Annotated in this window: 14 protein-coding genes; 8 read left to right on the forward strand and 6 right to left on the reverse strand. The window is 56.4% G+C overall.

What is annotated here, in order from left to right; translation table 11 throughout:
- Nucleotides 1-58: 58 nt before the first annotated feature.
- Complete coding sequence (locus tag BLW11_RS20735; protein WP_048359622.1) at nt 59-817, reverse strand: methyltransferase domain-containing protein; 759 nt, start codon at nt 815-817, stop codon at nt 59-61.
- Between the two features lie 73 nt (nt 818-890).
- On the opposite strand from BLW11_RS20735, the gene gloB reads away from it, so the two are divergent.
- From gloB to fabI, 8 genes are all read left to right on the forward strand, one after another.
- Nucleotides 891-1,670 carry a hydroxyacylglutathione hydrolase gene (gene gloB / locus BLW11_RS20740; protein WP_048359623.1) on the forward strand — a complete coding sequence of 260 codons (780 nt, stop codon included), beginning with the start codon at nt 891-893 and terminating at the stop codon, nt 1,668-1,670.
- A gap of 99 nt (nt 1,671-1,769) precedes the next feature.
- The gene (locus BLW11_RS20745; protein WP_048359624.1) at nt 1,770-3,170 is read left to right on the forward strand and encodes a lytic transglycosylase domain-containing protein; all 1,401 of its coding nucleotides are present in this window, start codon (nt 1,770-1,772) and stop codon (nt 3,168-3,170) included.
- Between the two features lie 156 nt (nt 3,171-3,326).
- Nucleotides 3,327-5,156, forward strand: a complete 1,830-nt coding sequence (locus BLW11_RS20750; protein WP_048359625.1) for an extracellular solute-binding protein — start codon at nt 3,327-3,329, stop codon at nt 5,154-5,156.
- Nucleotides 5,153-6,994, forward strand: a complete 1,842-nt coding sequence (locus BLW11_RS20755; protein ID WP_048359626.1) for an extracellular solute-binding protein — start codon at nt 5,153-5,155, stop codon at nt 6,992-6,994. The genes BLW11_RS20750 and BLW11_RS20755 overlap by 4 nt, the downstream gene beginning before the upstream one ends.
- The gene (locus BLW11_RS20760; RefSeq protein ID WP_048359627.1) at nt 6,995-8,068 is read left to right on the forward strand and encodes a microcin C ABC transporter permease YejB; all 1,074 of its coding nucleotides are present in this window, start codon (nt 6,995-6,997) and stop codon (nt 8,066-8,068) included. It abuts the gene before it with no gap.
- A 1-nt stretch (nt 8,069) separates the two neighbouring features.
- Nucleotides 8,070-9,089 (forward strand): ABC transporter permease, encoded by a 1,020-nt coding sequence (locus BLW11_RS20765; protein WP_048359628.1) that lies wholly within the window; start codon nt 8,070-8,072, stop codon nt 9,087-9,089.
- 1 nt (nt 9,090) lies between these two features.
- Nucleotides 9,091-10,701 carry an ABC transporter ATP-binding protein gene (locus tag BLW11_RS20770; protein ID WP_048359629.1) on the forward strand — a complete coding sequence of 537 codons (1,611 nt, stop codon included), beginning with the start codon at nt 9,091-9,093 and terminating at the stop codon, nt 10,699-10,701.
- Between the two features lie 19 nt (nt 10,702-10,720).
- Nucleotides 10,721-11,515: an enoyl-ACP reductase FabI gene (fabI, locus tag BLW11_RS20775; RefSeq protein WP_048359630.1), complete on the forward strand. Its 795-nt coding sequence runs from the start codon at nt 10,721-10,723 to the stop codon at nt 11,513-11,515.
- Between the two features lie 210 nt (nt 11,516-11,725).
- Here the strand turns inward: fabI and BLW11_RS20780 are convergent, their stop codons facing one another.
- From BLW11_RS20780 to clpP, 5 genes are all read right to left on the reverse strand, one after another.
- The gene (locus tag BLW11_RS20780; RefSeq protein ID WP_048359631.1) at nt 11,726-13,597 is read right to left on the reverse strand and encodes a SurA N-terminal domain-containing protein; all 1,872 of its coding nucleotides are present in this window, start codon (nt 13,595-13,597) and stop codon (nt 11,726-11,728) included.
- A 229-nt stretch (nt 13,598-13,826) separates the two neighbouring features.
- A complete protein-coding gene (locus BLW11_RS20785) occupies nt 13,827-14,099 on the reverse strand; it encodes an HU family DNA-binding protein (RefSeq protein ID WP_003183171.1) in 273 nt (90 codons plus the stop codon).
- A 148-nt stretch (nt 14,100-14,247) separates the two neighbouring features.
- The gene (lon, locus tag BLW11_RS20790) at nt 14,248-16,644 is read right to left on the reverse strand and encodes an endopeptidase La (protein WP_048359632.1); all 2,397 of its coding nucleotides are present in this window, start codon (nt 16,642-16,644) and stop codon (nt 14,248-14,250) included.
- Nucleotides 16,645-16,807: 163 nt separating this feature from the next.
- Entirely contained in the window at nt 16,808-18,091 is a 1,284-nt protein-coding gene (gene clpX / locus BLW11_RS20795) for an ATP-dependent Clp protease ATP-binding subunit ClpX (RefSeq protein WP_048359633.1), read from the reverse strand.
- Between the two features lie 106 nt (nt 18,092-18,197).
- On the reverse strand, nt 18,198-18,839 hold the full coding sequence (gene clpP, locus BLW11_RS20800) for an ATP-dependent Clp endopeptidase proteolytic subunit ClpP (protein WP_016782312.1): 642 nt from the start codon (nt 18,837-18,839) through the stop codon (nt 18,198-18,200).
- Between the last annotated feature and the right edge of the window lie 18 nt (nt 18,840-18,857).

An 18,857-nucleotide genomic window follows, 5' to 3' on the forward strand; every position in this document is an offset into this window, starting at 1 on the left:
GGCCTGCCCAACAAGAATGGACAGCGCCTGAGCCGGGTCACCCCGGCCCAACATGGAATTAAGATTCAGTGTGACGCCGATTGACCTTGGCCATCTGCAAGGGGATCAGCTTGCCCATCGGTTCCCGGCGTAACGGATTGACGGGCCGCAAGCCCACCACCATTTTGCGCGCGACCAACACATAGAAGCCGCCACCGGCCAATTGCCAGTTGCCTGCCTTGCGCTCCCAGCCTGCCAAACGGCTTTGCCACGCCTTGGATGCAAGCGGCGGACGATAGCACCCGAAGCGGCGTTTCTCCAGCGCAAAGCCCAGCAGGTTCAGCCAGTCGGCCACCCGTGAAGGTGAAATGCAACGGGCCTTGCGCAGGGCATCATTGGTGAACACATGGCGCAACCCCCAGCTGCTCCACGGGTTGATCCCTACAATCAGCAAGTGCCCGCCGGGGCGCACGCTGCTGGCCGCTTCGCGCAGCAAGCCATGGGGTGACAGGCAAAAATCCAGGCCATGCTGCAACACCACCACATCGGCTGCGTGCTCGCACAGCGGCCAGGCCTGCTCTTCACAAATGATCTCGACACCCGGCAGAGGTGCGCCAAGGCGCACATTGCGCCGCACTTGAGGCGCCTTCGGAGGAGGCTCGGCACCCGGCCCGTAATGCACCAGGTAGCCGCCGAAAAAGCGCCCCAACTCGTCCTCGAGCACCCGCTGCTCCTCTTCAAGCAGCAACTGCCCATGTGGGCCGGACAGCCATTCCCGCGCCGAACTGATCAGTGCCAGCCACTCAGGGTCCGCCTGAGCCAATGCTTTATCGGTCATTGCTCCTCCAACTCGCCATCTACCTATCACAAGCCCTAAGATGCGCCATTGTTTCGCACTTGGGAATTGCACCATGTTACAGATCGACGCCCTGCCCGCCTTTAATGACAACTACATCTGGTTGTTACAGGACACGACCCACAAGCGCTGCGCCGTGGTCGACCCGGGGGACGCCGCACCTGTGCTGGCCTGGCTGGCCCTGCACCCGGACTGGGCACTGAGTGACATTCTGATCACCCATCACCACTTCGACCATGTGGGCGGTGTTGCACAGCTCCACGAACACACTAGCGCGAAGGTCTGGGGCCCGGCGCTGGAGACCATCCCGGCCCGACAAGTGGCACTCAACGACGGCGACCGGATCGAAGTTATGGGCCTTGAGTTCAAGGTCATTCTCGTCCCGGGCCACACCCTGGGGCACATTGCCTACTATCACGACGATCCAGCGGCCCCTTTGCTGTTTTGTGGCGATACCCTGTTCGCCGCAGGGTGTGGCCGGTTGTTCGAGGGCACTCCCGAACAGATGCACCACTCGCTGAGCCGGCTCGCTGCCCTGCCCGCCCACACCGGCGTGTATTGCACCCACGAATACACCTTGAGCAACTTGCGCTTTGCCCGGGCGGTAGAGCCCAACAACCCGGATATTGCAGCGCGGGTCGATCAGGTGACGCAATGGCGCGCCGAAGGTCGCATCAGTTTGCCCTCGACCATTGCCCTCGAATTACGCACAAATCCCTTTCTACGGGTCAATGAAACATCTGTTAAAGAAAAAGCTGACGAGTGGAACAGCCTCGACAATGCCTCGCCCAGTGCTGTCTTTGCCAGCTTGCGCAGCTGGAAAGATAAGTTCTAAACCGGGTTGCGGTTGGCACAAAAATTCTGAACAGTTGACCGCGCCCCACCTGCTTTCTAGAATCCCCCGACATTTTTGCCTGAACATACCCTCCAGACAATGTCGTCATTTAAAGGTAACTCCATCAACTCAGACGCATTGACGCGCTTGGTTAAAGCCATCGCGGTGGCTGTGTCCGCCACTCTCGCGGGCTGCCAATCCATGGATCATTCGGCACAAACCGCCGAAAGACCCAGCCTTAAAGTAGCCAAACGTACTCCGCAGCAGCCTTTGTGGCTCAGTGAAAAGCCTAGCCCCGTCGCCCCGCAAGATGTGTGGGAACGGATGCGCCAGGGTTTCAAGCTGCAAGACGGTCAGAACGTAAACCCCCGCATTGAACAACAGCGCCTGTGGTTTGCCAGCAACCCGTCGTTTCTCGAAAACGCCGGCGAGCGCGGCAGCCTTTACATCCACTACATTGTGGAACGCCTCGAAGAGCGCAACATGCCGCTGGAACTGGCCCTGCTGCCAGCCATCGAAAGCGCCTACAACCCAATGGCGTATTCCCACGCCAATGCGGTCGGGCTCTGGCAGTTCATCCCTTCGACGGGTCGCTACTTCAATTTGCGTCAAACCCGGGCCTACGACGGTCGTCGTGACATTACGGCCTCAACCCTTGCAGCCCTCAATTACCTGAACCGTCTGCACGACATGTTCAACGGTGACTGGCTGCTGGCCCTGGCCGCTTACAACGCTGGCGAAGGCACCGTAAGCCGGGCCATCGAGCGCAATGAAAAGCTCGGCCTGCCGACCGACTACTGGAACCTGCCACTGCCGCAGGAAACCAAAGACTACGTTCCGAAACTCCTGGCCCTGTCACAAGTGGTTCTGGCCCCTGAGGCCTACGGCATCAACCTGAACCCGATCGCCAACGAACCCTACTTCGAAATGGTCGAGATCAAGCAGTCCATGGACTTGTCTCGCGTGGCAGCGCTGGCCGAGATCGACGAAGACGAGATGTTCCAGCTCAACCCCGCCTACAAACAGCGCGCCACCATTGATGGCCCGCAGCACTTGCTGGTGCCCACCTCCAAAGCGCAACTGCTGACCGCCAGCCTGTCCAACCTGAAGCCGGAAGAGCTGGTTAGCCTGCGCCCTAAAAAGCCGGTGTTTGACAACATCGCAAGCACTCAGCCTGCCCGCCTCAACCGCAAGTACCGGGTTAAAAGTGGCGACAACCTGACCCTGATCGCCAAGGCGAACAAGGTCGATGTCAAAGACCTGCAGCACTGGAACAAGCTCAGCGGCAACAACCTCAAGGCAGGTCAAATCCTGGTCATGCAGGACACGCGCAAGCCAACAGCCAAAAAGCCGACGCAGTACAAGGTCAAGAAAGGCGATTCGCTGTACATCGTGGCCAAGCGGTTCAACGTTGAGATGCAACATCTCAAGCGCTGGAACCCGAGCAGCGCCAAAGCCCTTAAACCCGGGCAGATGCTGACTGTCTCCAGTCCACGCTAAACACAACACCGATACATTTGCGGGCAAGTTGTTTCCTACGTCTGAGTAGGAAACAACTTGCCCGCAGTGCTTTCCAGAGTGGCCTTTTTCCTACAGATACAAGCTGTTACTGTACGGAAACCCTAAGCCCAATGCCTGGATCGGATCTCTGACTTGATGCGTCCCCTCCTTACGCTATTTATCAGCCTGGCCTTGAGCTCCCCTGCAGGCGCAACCCTGAGCGAAAGCCACGGTTATGCGCAGTTCGGCACACTCAAATACCCGGCCACGTTCACCCATTTCGACTGGGTCAACCCGGACGCGCCCAAAGGCGGGACCTTGAAGGTCATGGCGTTCGGCACCTTCGACACGCTCAACCCTTACACCTTCAAAGGCACCAGCCCGGTATCGACCCCCAACTTCCTGCAATACGGGGTCAATGAGCTAAACGAAACGCTGATGGCCGGGACTGGCCAATACGCCCCCTCCGGCGACGAGCCCACCTCCAGCTATGGGTTGATCGCACAGTCGGTGGAGTACAACGAAGACCGTAGCTGGGTGGTCTTTAACCTGCGCCCCGAAGCCCGATTTCACGACGGCGCCCCGATTACGGCCTACGACGTAGCGTTCTCATACAACCTGCTGCTCAAAGAAGGTCATCCGCAATACAGGACCAACCTCCAGGAGGTCCTGCGGGTAGATGTTCTGGGGCCCAAGCGCATCCGTTTTGTATTCAAGCGCGCGGGCAACCCCTTGCTGATTCTGCGCCTGGGCGAATTGCCCGTGCTGCCCCAGCACTACTGGGCAAAACGCGACTTTAAGGCCACCACCTTTGAACCCCCACTGGGCAGCGGCCCGTACCGCATCACCAAGGTCACCCCCGGTCGACAAGTGATTTTTGAGCATGTCAAAAACTGGTGGGGCGCCAACCTGCCGGTCAACCGTGGCAAATACAACTTCGACCGCGTGGAAGTGGAGTTCTACCGCGACAGCGATGTCGCGTTCGAAGCCTTTAAAGCCGGCGAGTTCGATATCTATATCGAACACCAGGCCAAGAACTGGGCCAATGGCTATAACTTCCCCGCAGTACGCCGTGGTGACGTGATCAAAGCCGAAATCACCCACCAGATCCCGACTCAAACCCAAGGGCTGTTCATGAACAGCCGCCGCCCGACCTTTGAGCAAACCAAAGTCCGCGAGGCTCTGGGTTTGATGTTCGACTTTGAATGGACCAATCGCGCCCTGTTCAACAGCGCCTACCAGCGCGCTGCAAGCTATTACCCCAATAGTGAGTTCTCGGCCACAGGCATTCCCCAGGGGCATGAATGGCTGATGCTGTCGCCTTACCGCAACCAGCTGCCGCCCGAGATGTTCAGCCAGCCCTTCGCCCTGTCGCAAACCAAGGGCGAGGGAATTCCTCGGCAAACCCTGCGTCAGGCGCTGGGCCTTTTGGCTGAGGGCGGATGGACGCTGTCGGGGCAACGCCTGCTAAACAGCGACGGTAAACCGCTTCGTTTCGAAATATTGCTGGTAAACCCGAACCTTGAGCGCATCCTGCAACCCTATGTGGAAAACCTGGCGAGTATCGGCATCGACGCCCGCTTGCGTACCGTAGACCGCGCCCAATACAAGCAGCGACTGGATCAATTCGATTTCGACATGATCCTGATGACCCTCGACCAGACCCTGAGCCCCGGTCTTGAGCAGTGGCAGTACTTCCACTCCAGCCAGGCCGGGGTCAAGGGCAGCAAAAACTATGCAGGCGTGTCCAACCCGGTTGTCGACCACTTGTTGGAGCGATTGCTGGCAGCCCAGACCCGTGACGAACAATTGTCGGCCGGACGAGCCCTGGACCGCGTGCTGTTGTGGCAGTACTACATCATTCCTAACTGGTATCTGAATTATCACCGCCTGGCGTACCGCAACCGGTTCGCCTTTGTGACTACGCCGCCCTACACCCTGGGCCTTAGCGCGTGGTGGCTTAAGCCTACGGAGAAAAAACAATGATGCCTTTGCGTACGTTGCTCAAGCCCCTTGCCGGCTTGCTGTTGGCCGGTTTTGCCAGCGCGGCGCTGGCCGCCCCTCAACATGCCTTGACCCTCTATGACGAGCCGCCGAAATACCCGGCCGACTTCAAGCATGTCGATTACGTGAACCCGGACGCCCCCAAGGGCGGGACGTTTCGCAAATCCGCGCTGGGCAGCTTTGACAGCCTCAACCCCTTTATCAACAAAGGCGTACCGGCCGACGACATTGATCTGACCTACGACACCCTGGCCCGGCAGACCCTCGATGAACCTTTCACGTCCTACGGCCTGATCGCCGAAAAAATCGAAAAGGCCCCCGATAACAGCTGGGTGCGTTTTTACCTGCGCCCCCAGGCAAAGTTCAGTGACGGTCATCCGATTCGTGCCGAAGACGTCGTGTTCAGCTTCGATACCCTGATGAAAAACGGCTCACCGCTGTACAAGGGCTACTACAGCGATGTCGACCAGGCCATCGCGGAAAACCCGTTGCAGGTGAAATTCACCTTCAAGCACAACAAGAATCGCGAATTACCGATGATTCTTGGCCAGCTCCCGGTTCTGCCAAAGCACTGGTGGGAAACACGGGAGTTCGGCAAAGGCAATCTTGAAGTACCGCCAGGCAGCGGGCCTTACACCATCAAAGAGATCAAGCCCGGACGTTCAATCCGTTACGAGCGCAACAAGGACTACTGGGGCAAGGACCTGCCGATCAACAAGGGGCTGTACAACTTTGACGCGGTTACCGTCGATTACTTTCGCGACAACAGCGTCGCGTTCGAAGCCCTCAAGGCCGGGCAGTTTGATTACTGGCTGGAAATCAGCGCCAAGAACTGGGCCGGCGCCTACAACGCCCCGGCATTCACCCAGGGCCGTTTGATAAAAGAAGAAATCCGCAACCACAACCCGACAGGCATGCAAGGTTTCGTCTTCAACCTGCGCAAACCCATGTTCCAGGACGTGCGTGTGCGCGAGGCTCTAAGCCTGCTGTTCGACTTTGAATGGGCCAACAAGCAGCTGTTCAGCGGCGCCTACGCCCGTACCGGCAGCTATTTCGAAAACTCGGAAATGGCCGCCAAAGCGCCGCCGACCGAAGAAGAACTGGCCATTTTGGAGCCCTTGCGCGGCCAGATCCCCGATCAGGTATTCACAGAAGTCTTCAAACCGAATGTCACCGACGCCAGCGGCATGATTCGCGACCAACAGCGCCGCGCCTACCAATTGCTGCAAGACGCCGGCTGGCGCATCGTCGACGACAAAATGGTCGACGCACAGGGCAAGCCGGTAACAATCGAGTTTCTGCTGGCACAAACCGACTTTGAGCGAATCCTGCTGCCCTACAAACGCAACCTCAGCGACCTGGGCATCGACTTGCAGATTCGCCGGGTCGACACCTCCCAGTACCTGAACCGTCTGCGCTCACGGGATTACGACATGATCGTCGGCAGCTTCCCGCAATCGAGTTCACCCGGCAGTGAACAGCGCGAGTACTGGGAATCGCAGAGCATCGACAAGCCCGGCAGCCGCAACTTTATCGGCCTCAAGGACCCGGCTATCGACCAGTTGACTGAAGGCCTGATCAACGCCGAGTCAAGGCAAAGCCTGATCAACCATGCCAGGGCGCTGGACCGTGTATTGCAGTGGGGCTTCTACGTGATCCCCAACTGGCACATCAAAACCTGGCGCGTGGCCTACTCGAGTCATATCGGCCATCCCGAAGTGACCCCAAAGTACGACATTGGTACCGCTACATGGTGGGCAAAGCCTGACGCCAAACCTGCCACCCCGACTAAACCTACAAGCGCGAGCCTGGAGCCTTAAATGCTGGCTTATATATTCAGGCGACTGCTGCTGATTATTCCGACGCTATTCGGGATTTTGCTGATCAACTTCATCATCATCCAGGCCGCCCCCGGTGGCCCGGTGGAACAGATGATCGCCAAGCTCGAAGGCTTTGATGGCGCCACCAGCCGTATCGCGGGCGGGGGTTCCGAGGTCTCGGTGGCGGGCTCCAACTATCGCGGCGCACAGGGGTTGGACCCGGAGCTGATCAAGGAAATCGAAAAGATGTACGGCTTCGACAAATCGGCGCCGGAACGCTTGTGGATCATGATCAAGAACTACGCCCGGCTAGATTTCGGCGAGAGCTTCTTTCGTGACGCCAAAGTCATAGACCTGATCAAGGAGAAGATGCCGGTCTCCATCTCTCTGGGATTGTGGAGCACCCTGATCATGTACCTGGTGTCAATCCCGCTGGGGATCGCCAAGGCCACGCGGCACGGCAGCCACTTTGACGTCTGGACCAGCTCGTTGATCATCGTGGGCTACGCGATCCCGGCCTTCCTGTTTGCCATCCTGTTGATCGTACTGTTTGCCGGGGGCAGCTATTTTGACTGGTTCCCGTTACGCGGCCTGACCTCCAACAACTTCAATGAACTGAGTGTGGGCGGCAAGATCCTCGATTACTTCTGGCACCTGGCGTTACCGGTCACCGCGCTGGTGATCGGCAACTTCGCGACCATGACCTTGCTGACCAAAAACAGCTTTCTGGATGAGATCAACAAGCAGTATGTAGTGACCGCCAAGGCCAAGGGGCTGACCAACCACCGCGTGCTCTACGGCCATGTTTTTCGCAATGCAATGCTGCTGGTGATTGCCGGCTTCCCCTCAGCCTTTATCGGGATCTTCTTCACCGGCTCATTGCTGGTTGAAGTGATCTTCTCCCTGGACGGTCTGGGCCTGATGAGCTTCGAGGCCGCAATCAACCGCGACTATCCCGTAGTGTTCGGCACCCTGTTCATTTTTACGCTGGTCGGGCTGGTGGTGAAACTGATCGGAGACCTCTCATACACCCTGGTTGATCCGCGTATCGACTTTGAAAGCAGGGAGCATTGAGATGAAATTATCGCCCCTCAATCGACGACGTTACGAACGCTTCAAAGCCAACAAGCGTGGCTGGTGGTCACTGTGGATTTTTCTGGTGCTGTTTGGGCTAAGCCTGAACGCCGAATTGATCGCCAACGACAAGCCGCTGGTGATCAATTACGACGGCCAATGGTATTTCCCGGCACTCAAACGCTACCCGGAGACCGACTTTGGCGGCGAATTCCCGCTCGAAGCCAACTACAAGAGCCCGTACATCCGCGAACTGCTGGCCAAGAAAGATGCCTGGGTCGTGTGGCCACCCATCCCTTACAGCTATCAGAGCATCAACTACGACCTGAAAGTCCCCGCACCCGCACCGCCTTCCGCCGAGAACTGGCTGGGCACGGATGACCAGGGGCGTGATGTCCTGTCGCGGGTGATATACGGCTTTCGGATATCGGTGCTATTTGCACTCACGCTGACCATCTTGAGTTCAATCATTGGCGTTATCGCCGGGGCACTTCAGGGCTTTTATGGCGGCTGGGTCGACCTGGCCGGTCAGCGGTTTCTGGAAATCTGGTCCGGTTTGCCCGTGTTGTACCTGCTGATCATTCTCGCCAGCTTTGTGCAGCCCAACTTCTGGTGGCTGCTGGGGATCATGCTGCTGTTCTCGTGGATGAGCCTGGTGGATGTGGTGCGCGCAGAGTTCCTGCGAGGACGAAACCTGGAGTATGTGCGTGCTGCCCGCGCCCTGGGCATGCAGGACATGGCCATCATGTACCGCCACATTCTTCCCAACGCCATGGTCTCCACCATGACGTTTATGCCGTTTATCCTGACTGGCGCCATTGGCACCCTCACCGCGCTGGATTTTTTGGGGTTCGGCCTGCCACCGGGTGCGCCATCACTGGGTGAACTGGTCGCCCAGGGCAAGTCCAACCTCCAGGCCCCGTGGCTGGGTATCAGTGCATTCGCGGTGCTGGCAATCATGCTCAGCCTGCTGGTGTTTATCGGTGAGTCCGCTCGCGATGCCTTCGACCCGAGGAAATGAGATGACGCAGGACAATCTGATCGAAGTGCGCGATCTCTCCGTCGAGTTCGTCGCCGGTGAACAGCCGCAGCGTGTGGTGCAAGGCATCAGTTTTGATATACGGCGCGGTGAAACGCTGGCACTGGTCGGCGAAAGCGGCTCGGGCAAGTCGGTCACTGCACACTCGATCCTGCGGCTGCTGCCCTACCCGACCGCGCGCCATCCAAGCGGCAGCATCGCGTATTCAGGGCAAGACTTGCTGAGCCTGGACGAGAAAAAACTGCGGCATATACGTGGCAACCGCATTGCGATGATTTTTCAGGAGCCCATGACCTCGCTTAACCCGCTGCACAACATTGAAAAACAAATCAATGAAGTGCTGGGCATTCACAAAGGGATCACGGGCAAGGCCGCCACACAGCGCACACTGGAGCTTCTTGAGCTGGTAGGCATCCCTGAGCCTTACAAACGCCTCAAGGCGCTGCCACACGAGCTCTCAGGCGGCCAGAGGCAGCGCGTCATGATCGCCATGGCCCTGGCGAACGAACCTGAGCTGCTGATTGCCGACGAACCCACCACCGCCCTGGACGTCACGGTGCAGTTGAAGATTCTTGATTTGCTCAAGGATCTGCAAGCCCGCCTGGGCATGTCGCTGTTACTGATCAGTCACGATTTGAACCTGGTTCGAAGAATTGCTCACCGAGTATGTGTCATGCAGCGCGGTTGCATCGTCGAACAAGCATCGTGCGAGCAGCTGTTCCGTTCGCCGCAGCATCCTTACACCCGGGAACTGCTCAGCGCAGAGCCCAGCGGAGGCCCGGCCAGCACCGTTGCAGGGCCGCCATTGCTGGAAGTCGAGGACCTGAAAGTCTGGTTCCCGATCAAAAAAGGGCTGTTGCGCAAGACGGTCGACTACGTGAAGGCGGTTGACGGAATCAACTTCAGCCTGCCACAGGGACAAACCCTGGGCATTGTGGGAGAAAGCGGATCGGGTAAGTCGACACTGGGCCTGGCAATTTTGCGTCTGATTGCCAGCCGGGGTTTAATCCGTTTTGAAGACAAACGACTAGACTGTCTGTCGCGACAAGAAGTCAGACCGCTGCGACGGCAAATGCAGGTGGTGTTCCAGGACCCGTATGGCAGTCTCAGCCCACGCATGAGCGTCAGCGAGATTGTCGGTGAAGGTTTGCGCATTCACCGGATGGGCACCGCGCCAGAGCAGGAAACCGCAATTATTGAAGCCTTGCGAGAAGTAGGTCTGGATCCGGAAACCCGGCACCGTTACCCTCACGAGTTTTCAGGCGGACAACGGCAAAGAATCGCCATTGCCCGTGCACTGGTTTTAAAACCGGCGTTGATTCTGCTGGACGAGCCAACCTCAGCGTTGGACCGGACTGTACAACGCCAGGTAGTTGAGCTGCTGCGCTCACTGCAAGCCAAGTACAACCTGACGTATTTGTTTATCAGCCATGACCTGGCTGTGGTCAAAGCGCTGAGCCACCAGCTGATGGTGGTCAAGCATGGCCAAGTGGTCGAACAGGGTGATGCGCAAAGTATCTTTGCCTCACCGCAACATCCATATACACAGCAGTTGCTGGAAGCCGCCTTTTTGGCACCAGTGGCTGTCGATTAATCTGATAGAGGAACAACACATGGGTTTTCTCGCCGGTAAGCGCGTCCTGATCGTCGGTGTCGCTAGCAAATTGTCCATCGCTTCTGGCATTGCTGCCGCCATGCACCGTGAAGGCGCTGAACTTGCTTTCACTTATCAGAACGAAAAGCTTAAAGGCCGCGTTGAAGAGTTCGCTGCAGGTTGGGGCTCCAGCCCTGAACTGTGCTTCCCTTGCGACGTTGCCAGCGATGAAGAAATCGCCAAGGTCTTCGAAGACCTGAGCAAGAAGTGGGACGGTCTGGACTGCATCGTTCACTCGGTAGGTTTCGCCCCTGGCGACCAACTGGATGGCGACTTCACCGACGCTACCACCCGTGAAGGCTTCCGCATCGCTCACGACATCAGCGCCTACAGCTTCGTGGCCCTGGCCAAAGCCGGTCGCCCGATGATGAAAGGCCGCAATGGCAGCCTGCTGACCCTGTCGTACCTGGGCGCCGAGCGCACCATGCCTAACTACAACGTGATGGGCATGGCCAAAGCCAGCCTGGAAGCGGGTGTACGTTACCTGGCAGGCAGCCTGGGCCCGGAAGGCACTCGCGTTAACTGTGTATCGGCTGGCCCGATCCGCACCCTGGCAGCGTCGGGCATCAAGAACTTCCGTAAAATGCTGGCGGCCAACGAAGCGCAGACTCCACTGCGTCGCAACGTCACCATCGACGAAGTCGGCAATGCCGGCGCCTTCCTGTGCTCTGACCTGGCGTCGGGCATCAGCGGCGAAATCATGTACGTAGACGGCGGCTTCAACACCACCGCAATGGGCAGCCTCGAAGAGTAAACACTTCGTTTCAAACGCTCCCTGAAAACGCCCGGTGCATTGATTGCATCGGGCGTTTTGCGTTTAAGGGCCGTAACCCGCATGGACTGCGCGCAAGCTGGGTTGCCGCAATTCAGGTGGATCGCGGTGACGCCATCGCCGGAAGCAAAAACCGCCCATAAAAAATGGCCGCTCAATGAGCGGCCATTTTTAGTGAAGCGGGAAGAACGCTTAGTAGCGCTCCACCTTGGCTTCGTTTTCCAACTGCTTGCGGTAGGCCGTGAAGTCTTGCTGGCCCACACGCGAAGCCAGGAAGCGACGGTACGACGCCTTCTCTTCTTCAGTCGGCTTGGCACCATCGTTGACACCGTTAAGGCGCAACACAACCACAGTACCATCGGCCAAGGTCACGCTACCGAAGGCAGGCTTATCCTTGGACGCAGGCTTGGGCATACGGAACACCGCTTGCAGCACGGCAGGATCAATACCTTCCTGGCCACGGGCGACCGCTTCCTGAACCTTCCAGGACTGACCATCAACTGGCTGGTTCAACGGCAGTTTGCCATCGCGCAGTTCCTTGATGATTTCTTCAGCCTTGGTTTTAGCCGCAGCGCTGGCATGCTCTTTGACCAATTGCGCACGAATGCTCGAGGCAACAGCTTGCAGAGGCAACTGCTCAGGCTTGAGGTGCTCCTTGACGCGCAACACAACTACGGTCTCAGGATCGAGCTCGATGGCCGTGCTGTTCGCACCCTCATCCATCACTTCAGTGCTGAATGCGGCCTGGATCACAGCGCGGTTGGCCGTAATACCCTCGCCACCCTCACGACCAAATGGCACGGAGGTGTGCACAGTCAGCTTCAAGTCTTGAGCAGGCTGCACCAGATCGGACGCTTCAAACGCAGAGTCTTCCAATTCCTTGGTCGCATCCACAAAGCGGCGTTCAACCTGTTGGGTTTTCAGGTCATGGGTCAGCTTGTCTTTCAGGCTGGCAAAGCTCGGCACTTCAGGTGCTTCAACGCCCAACAGCTTGATCAGGTGATAACCGAAGCTGGTACGCACCGGCTCCGAAACCTGATCCTGTTTCAACGCATACACAGCCGTTTCGAATACAGGGTCGTAAACGCCCGGACCTGCAAAGCCCAGATCACCGCCATTGGCAGCCGAACCCGGATCCTGCGAGAACTCCTTGGCCAGAGCTTCGAAGCTTTCACCCTTGGCCAGACGCTGCTGGATCTCGGCGACCTTGGCCTTGGCCTGCTCGTCGCTAACCTTGTCGTTGACCTCAATCAGGATATGCGCAGCCCGGCGTTGTTCAGCCAGATTAGCGATTTCTTTCTGATACAACGCTTGCAGCTCATCGTCCTTCACGGCTACCTGGTCAAAGAAAGAAGATTTCTTCAACTCGATGTAGTCGATCACGACCTGATCAGGCGTCATGAATTCTTTGGCATGCTCGTCGTAATAAGCCTTGATTTCATCGTCGCTCAGTTTCACCGCAGCCGGATCGGCCTTGATGTTCAGAGAAGCGAAATCGCGGGTTTGTTTTTCGAGACGGGCAAAAGCGTTCACTTGCTCATCGGTCACGAAACCACTGCCTGCCAAACCGGCACGCAGCTGACCAATCAGCATTTCCTGGCCCAGCATGTCGCGGAACTGCAGACGGCCGTAACCCAGCTGACGAATTACCTGATCGAAACGCTCAGGGCTGAATTTGCCATCTTCCTGAAACTCGGGAGTCTGCAGAATGACTTGATCCAGGGCAGCTTCAGAGAACGAAAACTTCGCGTCTTTGGCGCCTTGCAGCAACAGCTTGCGATCGATCAACCCTTTGAGGGCCGCTTCACGCAGCATTTTTTCATCCAGCAAGGAAGCGTCGAAATCCTTGCCCAGCTGCTGCAGCAGCTGGCGACGTTGCATGTCGACGGCTTGGCTCAGCTCAACTTGAGTGATTTCTTCACCGTTGACCTTGGCAGCATCCTGGCTGGTAGAGGTGGCTTGAAAAATAGCATCGAAACCCGTCAACGCCATTAACGCGACGATGACACCGATGATGGTCTTGGCAATCCAGCCTTGTGAATTGTCCCTGATATTTTGCAGCATGCTTCCCCCAGAAACGGTCTTGCATAATGAGCAACCGTGGAGCGTGGGTAGAGTCCGGATAGAAGAAAGGCGCATCCGAGGATGCGCCTTCTCGTAACTGGCGGAGCGGACCGGGCTCGAACCCGCGACCCCCGGCGTGACACGACGATGAAACCACCGCCTGCACTACCGCTCCGCTGCCAAGCCTGGCGTGCGCCTGACCCGGTTGGGTAAAAAGTGTTGCAGAAACTTAGTTAACCGCTTCTTTCAGTGCTTTACCGGCCTTGAAGCCTGGTTTTTTAGCAGCAGGAATTTCCAGCGTTTTACCGGTCTGTGGGTTACGACCAGTGCGAGCAGGACGATCGGTTACAGAGAAAGTACCAAAACCAACCAGTACCACAGAGTCGCCAGCCTTAAGAGCGCCAGTGACGGATTCGATTACTGCGTCCAGCGCACGGCCAGCTGCAGCTTTCGGGATATCAGCAGATGCAGCGATAGCATCAATCAGTTCCGACTTGTTCACTCTAAGTCCCCTTATATCTATCTGAGTATGTTTCTAAAGTTTTTTGGTAAAAGCAAAACGACTGCTGAAGCACTTACGGACACTTATAGAGCCGCTTTATAACAAGGGCTCTAAAAAGCGTCAAGAAAGCCCATCAGGCGAATCCGTATTAATGCGTGCTAATTCTTTCCTTAGAGTCAGACTCTCGCTTGTCGTCCTTCGCAACAATCTCGGGAGCCACATCCGGCAAGGGCTCCGGCGCGTATTGCAGCGCAATTTGCAGGACCTCGTCAATCCATTTAACCGGTTTAATCTGAAGATCCTGTTTGATGTTGTCAGGAATTTCCTTCAGATCGCGAACATTCTCTTCAGGAATAATTACAGTTTTGATCCCACCACGGTGAGCAGCCAGTAACTTTTCCTTCAGACCACCGATCGCCAGCACCTGACCACGCAAGGTAATTTCACCGGTCATTGCAACATCTGCACGCACTGGAATCAGCGTCAAGGCGGAAACCAGAGCGGTACACATTCCTACACCCGCACTAGGACCATCTTTGGGCGTCGCCCCTTCTGGCATGTGGATGTGAATATCACGTTTTTCGTGAAAATCCAAAGGGATACCCAAGCTCTTGGCACGGCTGCGCACGACTGTCAGCGCAGCAGTGATCGACTCAACCATCACATCACCCAACGAACCGGTCTTGATCAACTGGCCCTTGCCAGGAACAACTGCCGCTTCAATGGTCAACAGCTCACCACCGACCTGAGTCCAGGCCAAACCTGTCACCTGCCCGATCTGGTCCTGCACTTCAGCCAAACCGTAGCTGAATTTTCTTACACCGAGGAAGTGCTCAAGTAGCTCTGGCGTCACGGTGACTTCAAAGCGTTTTTCCATCGCATGCTCTTTGACCGCCTTGCGGCAAATCTTCGCAATTTGACGCTCAAGGCCCCGCACACCGGCTTCACGCGTGTAGTAACGAATGATGTCGCGGATGGCTTCGTTATCAAACGCCAGCTCGCCCTTCTTCAAACCATTTGCTTCAATCTGTTTCGGGGCCAGGTATTTGACAGCGATATTGATTTTTTCGTCTTCGGTGTAGCCTGGCAGACGAATGACTTCCATCCGGTCCAGCAAGGCTGGCGGGATATTCATCGAGTTGGAGGTACACAGGAACATTACGTCGGACAGGTCGTAATCAACCTCGAGGTAATGGTCGTTAAAATTGTGGTTTTGCTCAGGATCAAGCACTTCAAGCAACGCCGAAGCAGGATCGCCGCGCATATCGCTGCCCATCTTGTCGATTTCATCGAGCAAGAACAGCGGGTTACGCACCCCAACTTTGGTCATCTTTTGTATCAATCTACCTGGCATCGAACCGATATAAGTACGGCGATGGCCACGAATTTCCGCTTCGTCACGCACACCACCCAAAGCCATACGTACAAACTTACGGTTTGTCGCGTGAGCAATGGACTCTGCAAGCGAAGTTTTACCCACACCCGGCGGACCGACCAGACACAGCACCGGACCACGAATTTTCTTCACGCGCTTTTGTACGGCGAGATATTCGAGAATCCGCTCTTTGACTTCATCCAGACCGTAGTGATCCGCGTCCAGGATGTCTTCAGCACGCTTGAGGTCCAGACGTACCTTGCTCTGAGCCTTCCACGGCACCTGAACCAGCCAGTCGATGTAGGAGCGCACAACAGTGGCTTCTGCGGACATTGGCGACATTTGCTTGAGTTTGTTCAGCTCAGCCTGGGCCTTGGCCATTGCATCTTTAGGCAAGCCCGCAGCGTCGATGCGCTTTTTCAGCTCTTCGATTTCATTGTGACCTTCGTCACCGTCACCCAGCTCTTTCTGAATGGCCTTCATCTGCTCATTCAGGTAGTACTCGCGCTGGCTGCGCTCCATCTGCTTTTTGACACGGCCGCGGATACGCTTTTCAACTTGCAGCAGATCAATCTCGGCATCCAGCAGCGCCAGGACGTGCTCAACCCGGGACTGCAAGTCGATGATTTCGAGAATTTCCTGTTTCTGTTCGATCTTGAGCGCCATGTGGGCAGCCATCGTATCGACCAGACGGCTTGGTTCATCAATGCTGTTGAGCGATGACAAAACCTCAGCCGGGACTTTTTTACCCAGCTGCACATATTGCTCGAACTGAGAAAGCAGGCTGCGAACAAAGACCTCGGATTCGCGATCCGGGGCAGCCACTTCATCAATCAGGGAGACTTCAGCACTCAGATAACCATCTGCCTGGCCAAAATGCTCAACTGCACCGCGCTGTTCACCTTCGACCAGCACCTTGACAGTGCCATCCGGGAGCTTGAGAAGTTGCAGGACAGTAGCAATGGTACCTACACGATAGAGCGCGTCTTCACTCGGATCATCGTCAGCAGGATTTTTTTGAGCCAACAGCAGAATCTGCTTGTCGCCCGTCATCGCAGCCTCAAGGGCCTCGATCGATTTCTCGCGTCCCACGAACAGTGGGATCACCATGTGCGGATAAACCACAACATCACGCAATGGCAGGAGAGGCAATTCGATGGTTGTCTTCATGATTTCGCCTCTACGGCGGCCATAAGGCCGTAATCAGATGGAAGTAAGCTTGAAGCCAAGATGGGGGCTGTCTTGAAAAAAAACAAGCGTTGAACGACAGGAAAAGCAAAGGGGCCCGAAGGCCCCTTCTTTAACACGTCAAGTGCAGTGCCCAGCACTGCATTTACGCGTCTGGTGCTACCTTGGCAGTCGGTTCGTTGTTTTCATAGATCAACAACGGCTTGGACTTCCCTTCTATAACGCTTTCGTCGATCACCACTTTACTCACCTCGGACTGCGAGGGGATTTCATACATGGTGTCGAGTAGCACGCCTTCAAGAATCGAACGCAGGCCACGGGCGCCAGTCTTGCGCTCAAGCGCACGCTTGGCGATGGCTTTCAAGGCATCAGCACGGAACTCGAGATCAACACCTTCCATCTCGAACAACTTGCCATACTGCTTGGTCAACGCGTTCTTTGGCTCGGTCAGAATCTGCATCAATGCAGCTTCGTCCAGCTCATCCAGCGTTGCCAGAACAGGCAGACGACCCACGAACTCAGGGATCAGGCCAAACTTGACCAAATCATCAGGCTCGACTTCACGCAGGGATTCGCCAACCTTCTTGCCCTCTTCCTTGCTGCGTACTTCGGCACTGAAGCCGATGCCGCCACGCGTCGAGCGAGCCTGTACAACCTTCTCCAGACCCGAGAACGCACCACCACAGATAAACAGAATATTGCGAGTATCAACCTGCAGGAATTCTTGCTGCGGGTGCTTGCGACCACCTTGAGGCGGTACGGAAGCCACGGTGCCTTCAATCAGCTTGAGCAAGGCCTGCTGCACGCCTTCACCGGAAACATCACGGGTAATCGAAGGGTTGTCAGACTTGCGCGAAATCTTGTCGATTTCATCGATGTAGACAATACCCATCTGGGCTTTCTCTACGTCGTAATCGCATTTCTGCAGCAGCTTCTGAATGATGTTTTCAACATCTTCGCCCACGTAACCGGCTTCGGTCAGCGTGGTAGCGTCAGCAATGGTGAACGGCACATTCAGCAGACGAGCCAGGGTTTCTGCCAGCAGGGTTTTACCCGAGCCGGTCGGGCCGATCAGCAGGATGTTGCTCTTGCCGAGTTCGACGTCGTCGTTCTTTTTGTCACGCTGGTTCAGGCGCTTGTAGTGGTTGTACACCGCTACAGCCAAAACCTTTTTGGCACGTTCCTGACCAATGACGTATTGATCAAGGATGCCGCTGATTTCTTTTGGCGAAGGTAATTTATGCGCGCTGCTTTCGGCCTGAGCTTCCTGCACCTCCTCACGGATGATGTCATTGCACAGGTCGACGCATTCGTCGCAGATAAAGACCGAGGGGCCGGCAATCAATTTGCGCACTTCATGCTGGCTTTTGCCACAGAAGGAGCAATAGAGCAATTTGCCGTTGTCCTCGCCGTTGCGGGTGTCAGTCATTCGATCGATCCAAATCCGATAGGCTTGCAACACAAGATGAAGGCAACTGCGGGCTTTTTCAAGCCCGCAGGTGGTCGGTTAGTCCAACCACCTACATTTGAGCTGCTTAAGCGGGCATTTGACGCTTGCTGAACACAGAGTCGATCAAACCGTATTCGGTTGCACGCTCGGCGCTCATGAAGTTGTCACGCTCAGTGTCGCGTTCGATGGTCTCGAGAGTCTGGCCCGTGTGGTGAGCCAGCAGCGAGTTCAAACGATGACGGATGTTGAGGATTTCCTTGGCATGAATGTCGATATCCGACGCCTGCCCCTGGAAACCGCCCAGTGGCTGGTGAATCATCATGCGCGAGTTGGGCAGGCAGTGACGCTTGCCTGGTGCACCGCCAGCCAACAGGAAAGCACCCATGCTGCATGCCTGACCGATACAGATGGTCGACACGTCAGGCTTGATGAACTGCATGGTGTCGTAAATCGACATCCCTGCGGTTACCGAACCACCCGGTGAGTTGATGTAAAGATGGATGTCCTTGTCCGGGTTCTCGGCTTCAAGGAAAAGCAGCTGCGCCGCGACCAGGTTGGCCATGTAGTCTTCTACAGGGCCGACCAGGAAGATGATTCGCTCCTTCAGGAGGCGCGAATAGATGTCATAGGCGCGCTCGCCACGGGCGGACTGCTCAACAACCATCGGGACCAGGCCGCCAGCGGCGTGGATATCAGAGTTCTGCTGAATGTAAGAATTGCGGGACATGTCCGGCAGTCACTCCCA

It is taken from the genome of Pseudomonas deceptionensis (genome assembly GCF_900106095.1).
Lineage (GTDB): Bacteria > Pseudomonadota > Gammaproteobacteria > Pseudomonadales > Pseudomonadaceae > Aquipseudomonas > Aquipseudomonas deceptionensis.

What these genes read in the sequence shown, in the direction of transcription:
- BLW11_RS20735 (WP_048359622.1), bottom strand. Translation starts at nt 817, where the DNA reads ATGACCGATAAAGCATTGGCTCAGGCGGACCCTGAGTGGCTGGCACTG.
- gloB (WP_048359623.1), top strand. Translation starts at nt 891, where the DNA reads ATGTTACAGATCGACGCCCTGCCCGCCTTTAATGACAACTACATCTGG.
- BLW11_RS20745 (WP_048359624.1), top strand. Translation starts at nt 1,770, where the DNA reads ATGTCGTCATTTAAAGGTAACTCCATCAACTCAGACGCATTGACGCGC.
- BLW11_RS20750 (WP_048359625.1), top strand. Translation starts at nt 3,327, where the DNA reads ATGCGTCCCCTCCTTACGCTATTTATCAGCCTGGCCTTGAGCTCCCCT.
- BLW11_RS20755 (WP_048359626.1), top strand. Translation starts at nt 5,153, where the DNA reads ATGATGCCTTTGCGTACGTTGCTCAAGCCCCTTGCCGGCTTGCTGTTG.
- BLW11_RS20760 (WP_048359627.1), top strand. Translation starts at nt 6,995, where the DNA reads ATGCTGGCTTATATATTCAGGCGACTGCTGCTGATTATTCCGACGCTA.
- BLW11_RS20765 (WP_048359628.1), top strand. Translation starts at nt 8,070, where the DNA reads ATGAAATTATCGCCCCTCAATCGACGACGTTACGAACGCTTCAAAGCC.
- BLW11_RS20770 (WP_048359629.1), top strand. Translation starts at nt 9,091, where the DNA reads ATGACGCAGGACAATCTGATCGAAGTGCGCGATCTCTCCGTCGAGTTC.
- fabI (WP_048359630.1), top strand. Translation starts at nt 10,721, where the DNA reads ATGGGTTTTCTCGCCGGTAAGCGCGTCCTGATCGTCGGTGTCGCTAGC.
- BLW11_RS20780 (WP_048359631.1), bottom strand. Translation starts at nt 13,597, where the DNA reads ATGCTGCAAAATATCAGGGACAATTCACAAGGCTGGATTGCCAAGACC.
- lon (WP_048359632.1), bottom strand. Translation starts at nt 16,644, where the DNA reads ATGAAGACAACCATCGAATTGCCTCTCCTGCCATTGCGTGATGTTGTG.
- clpX (WP_048359633.1), bottom strand. Translation starts at nt 18,091, where the DNA reads ATGACTGACACCCGCAACGGCGAGGACAACGGCAAATTGCTCTATTGC.
- clpP (WP_016782312.1), bottom strand. Translation starts at nt 18,839, where the DNA reads ATGTCCCGCAATTCTTACATTCAGCAGAACTCTGATATCCACGCCGCT.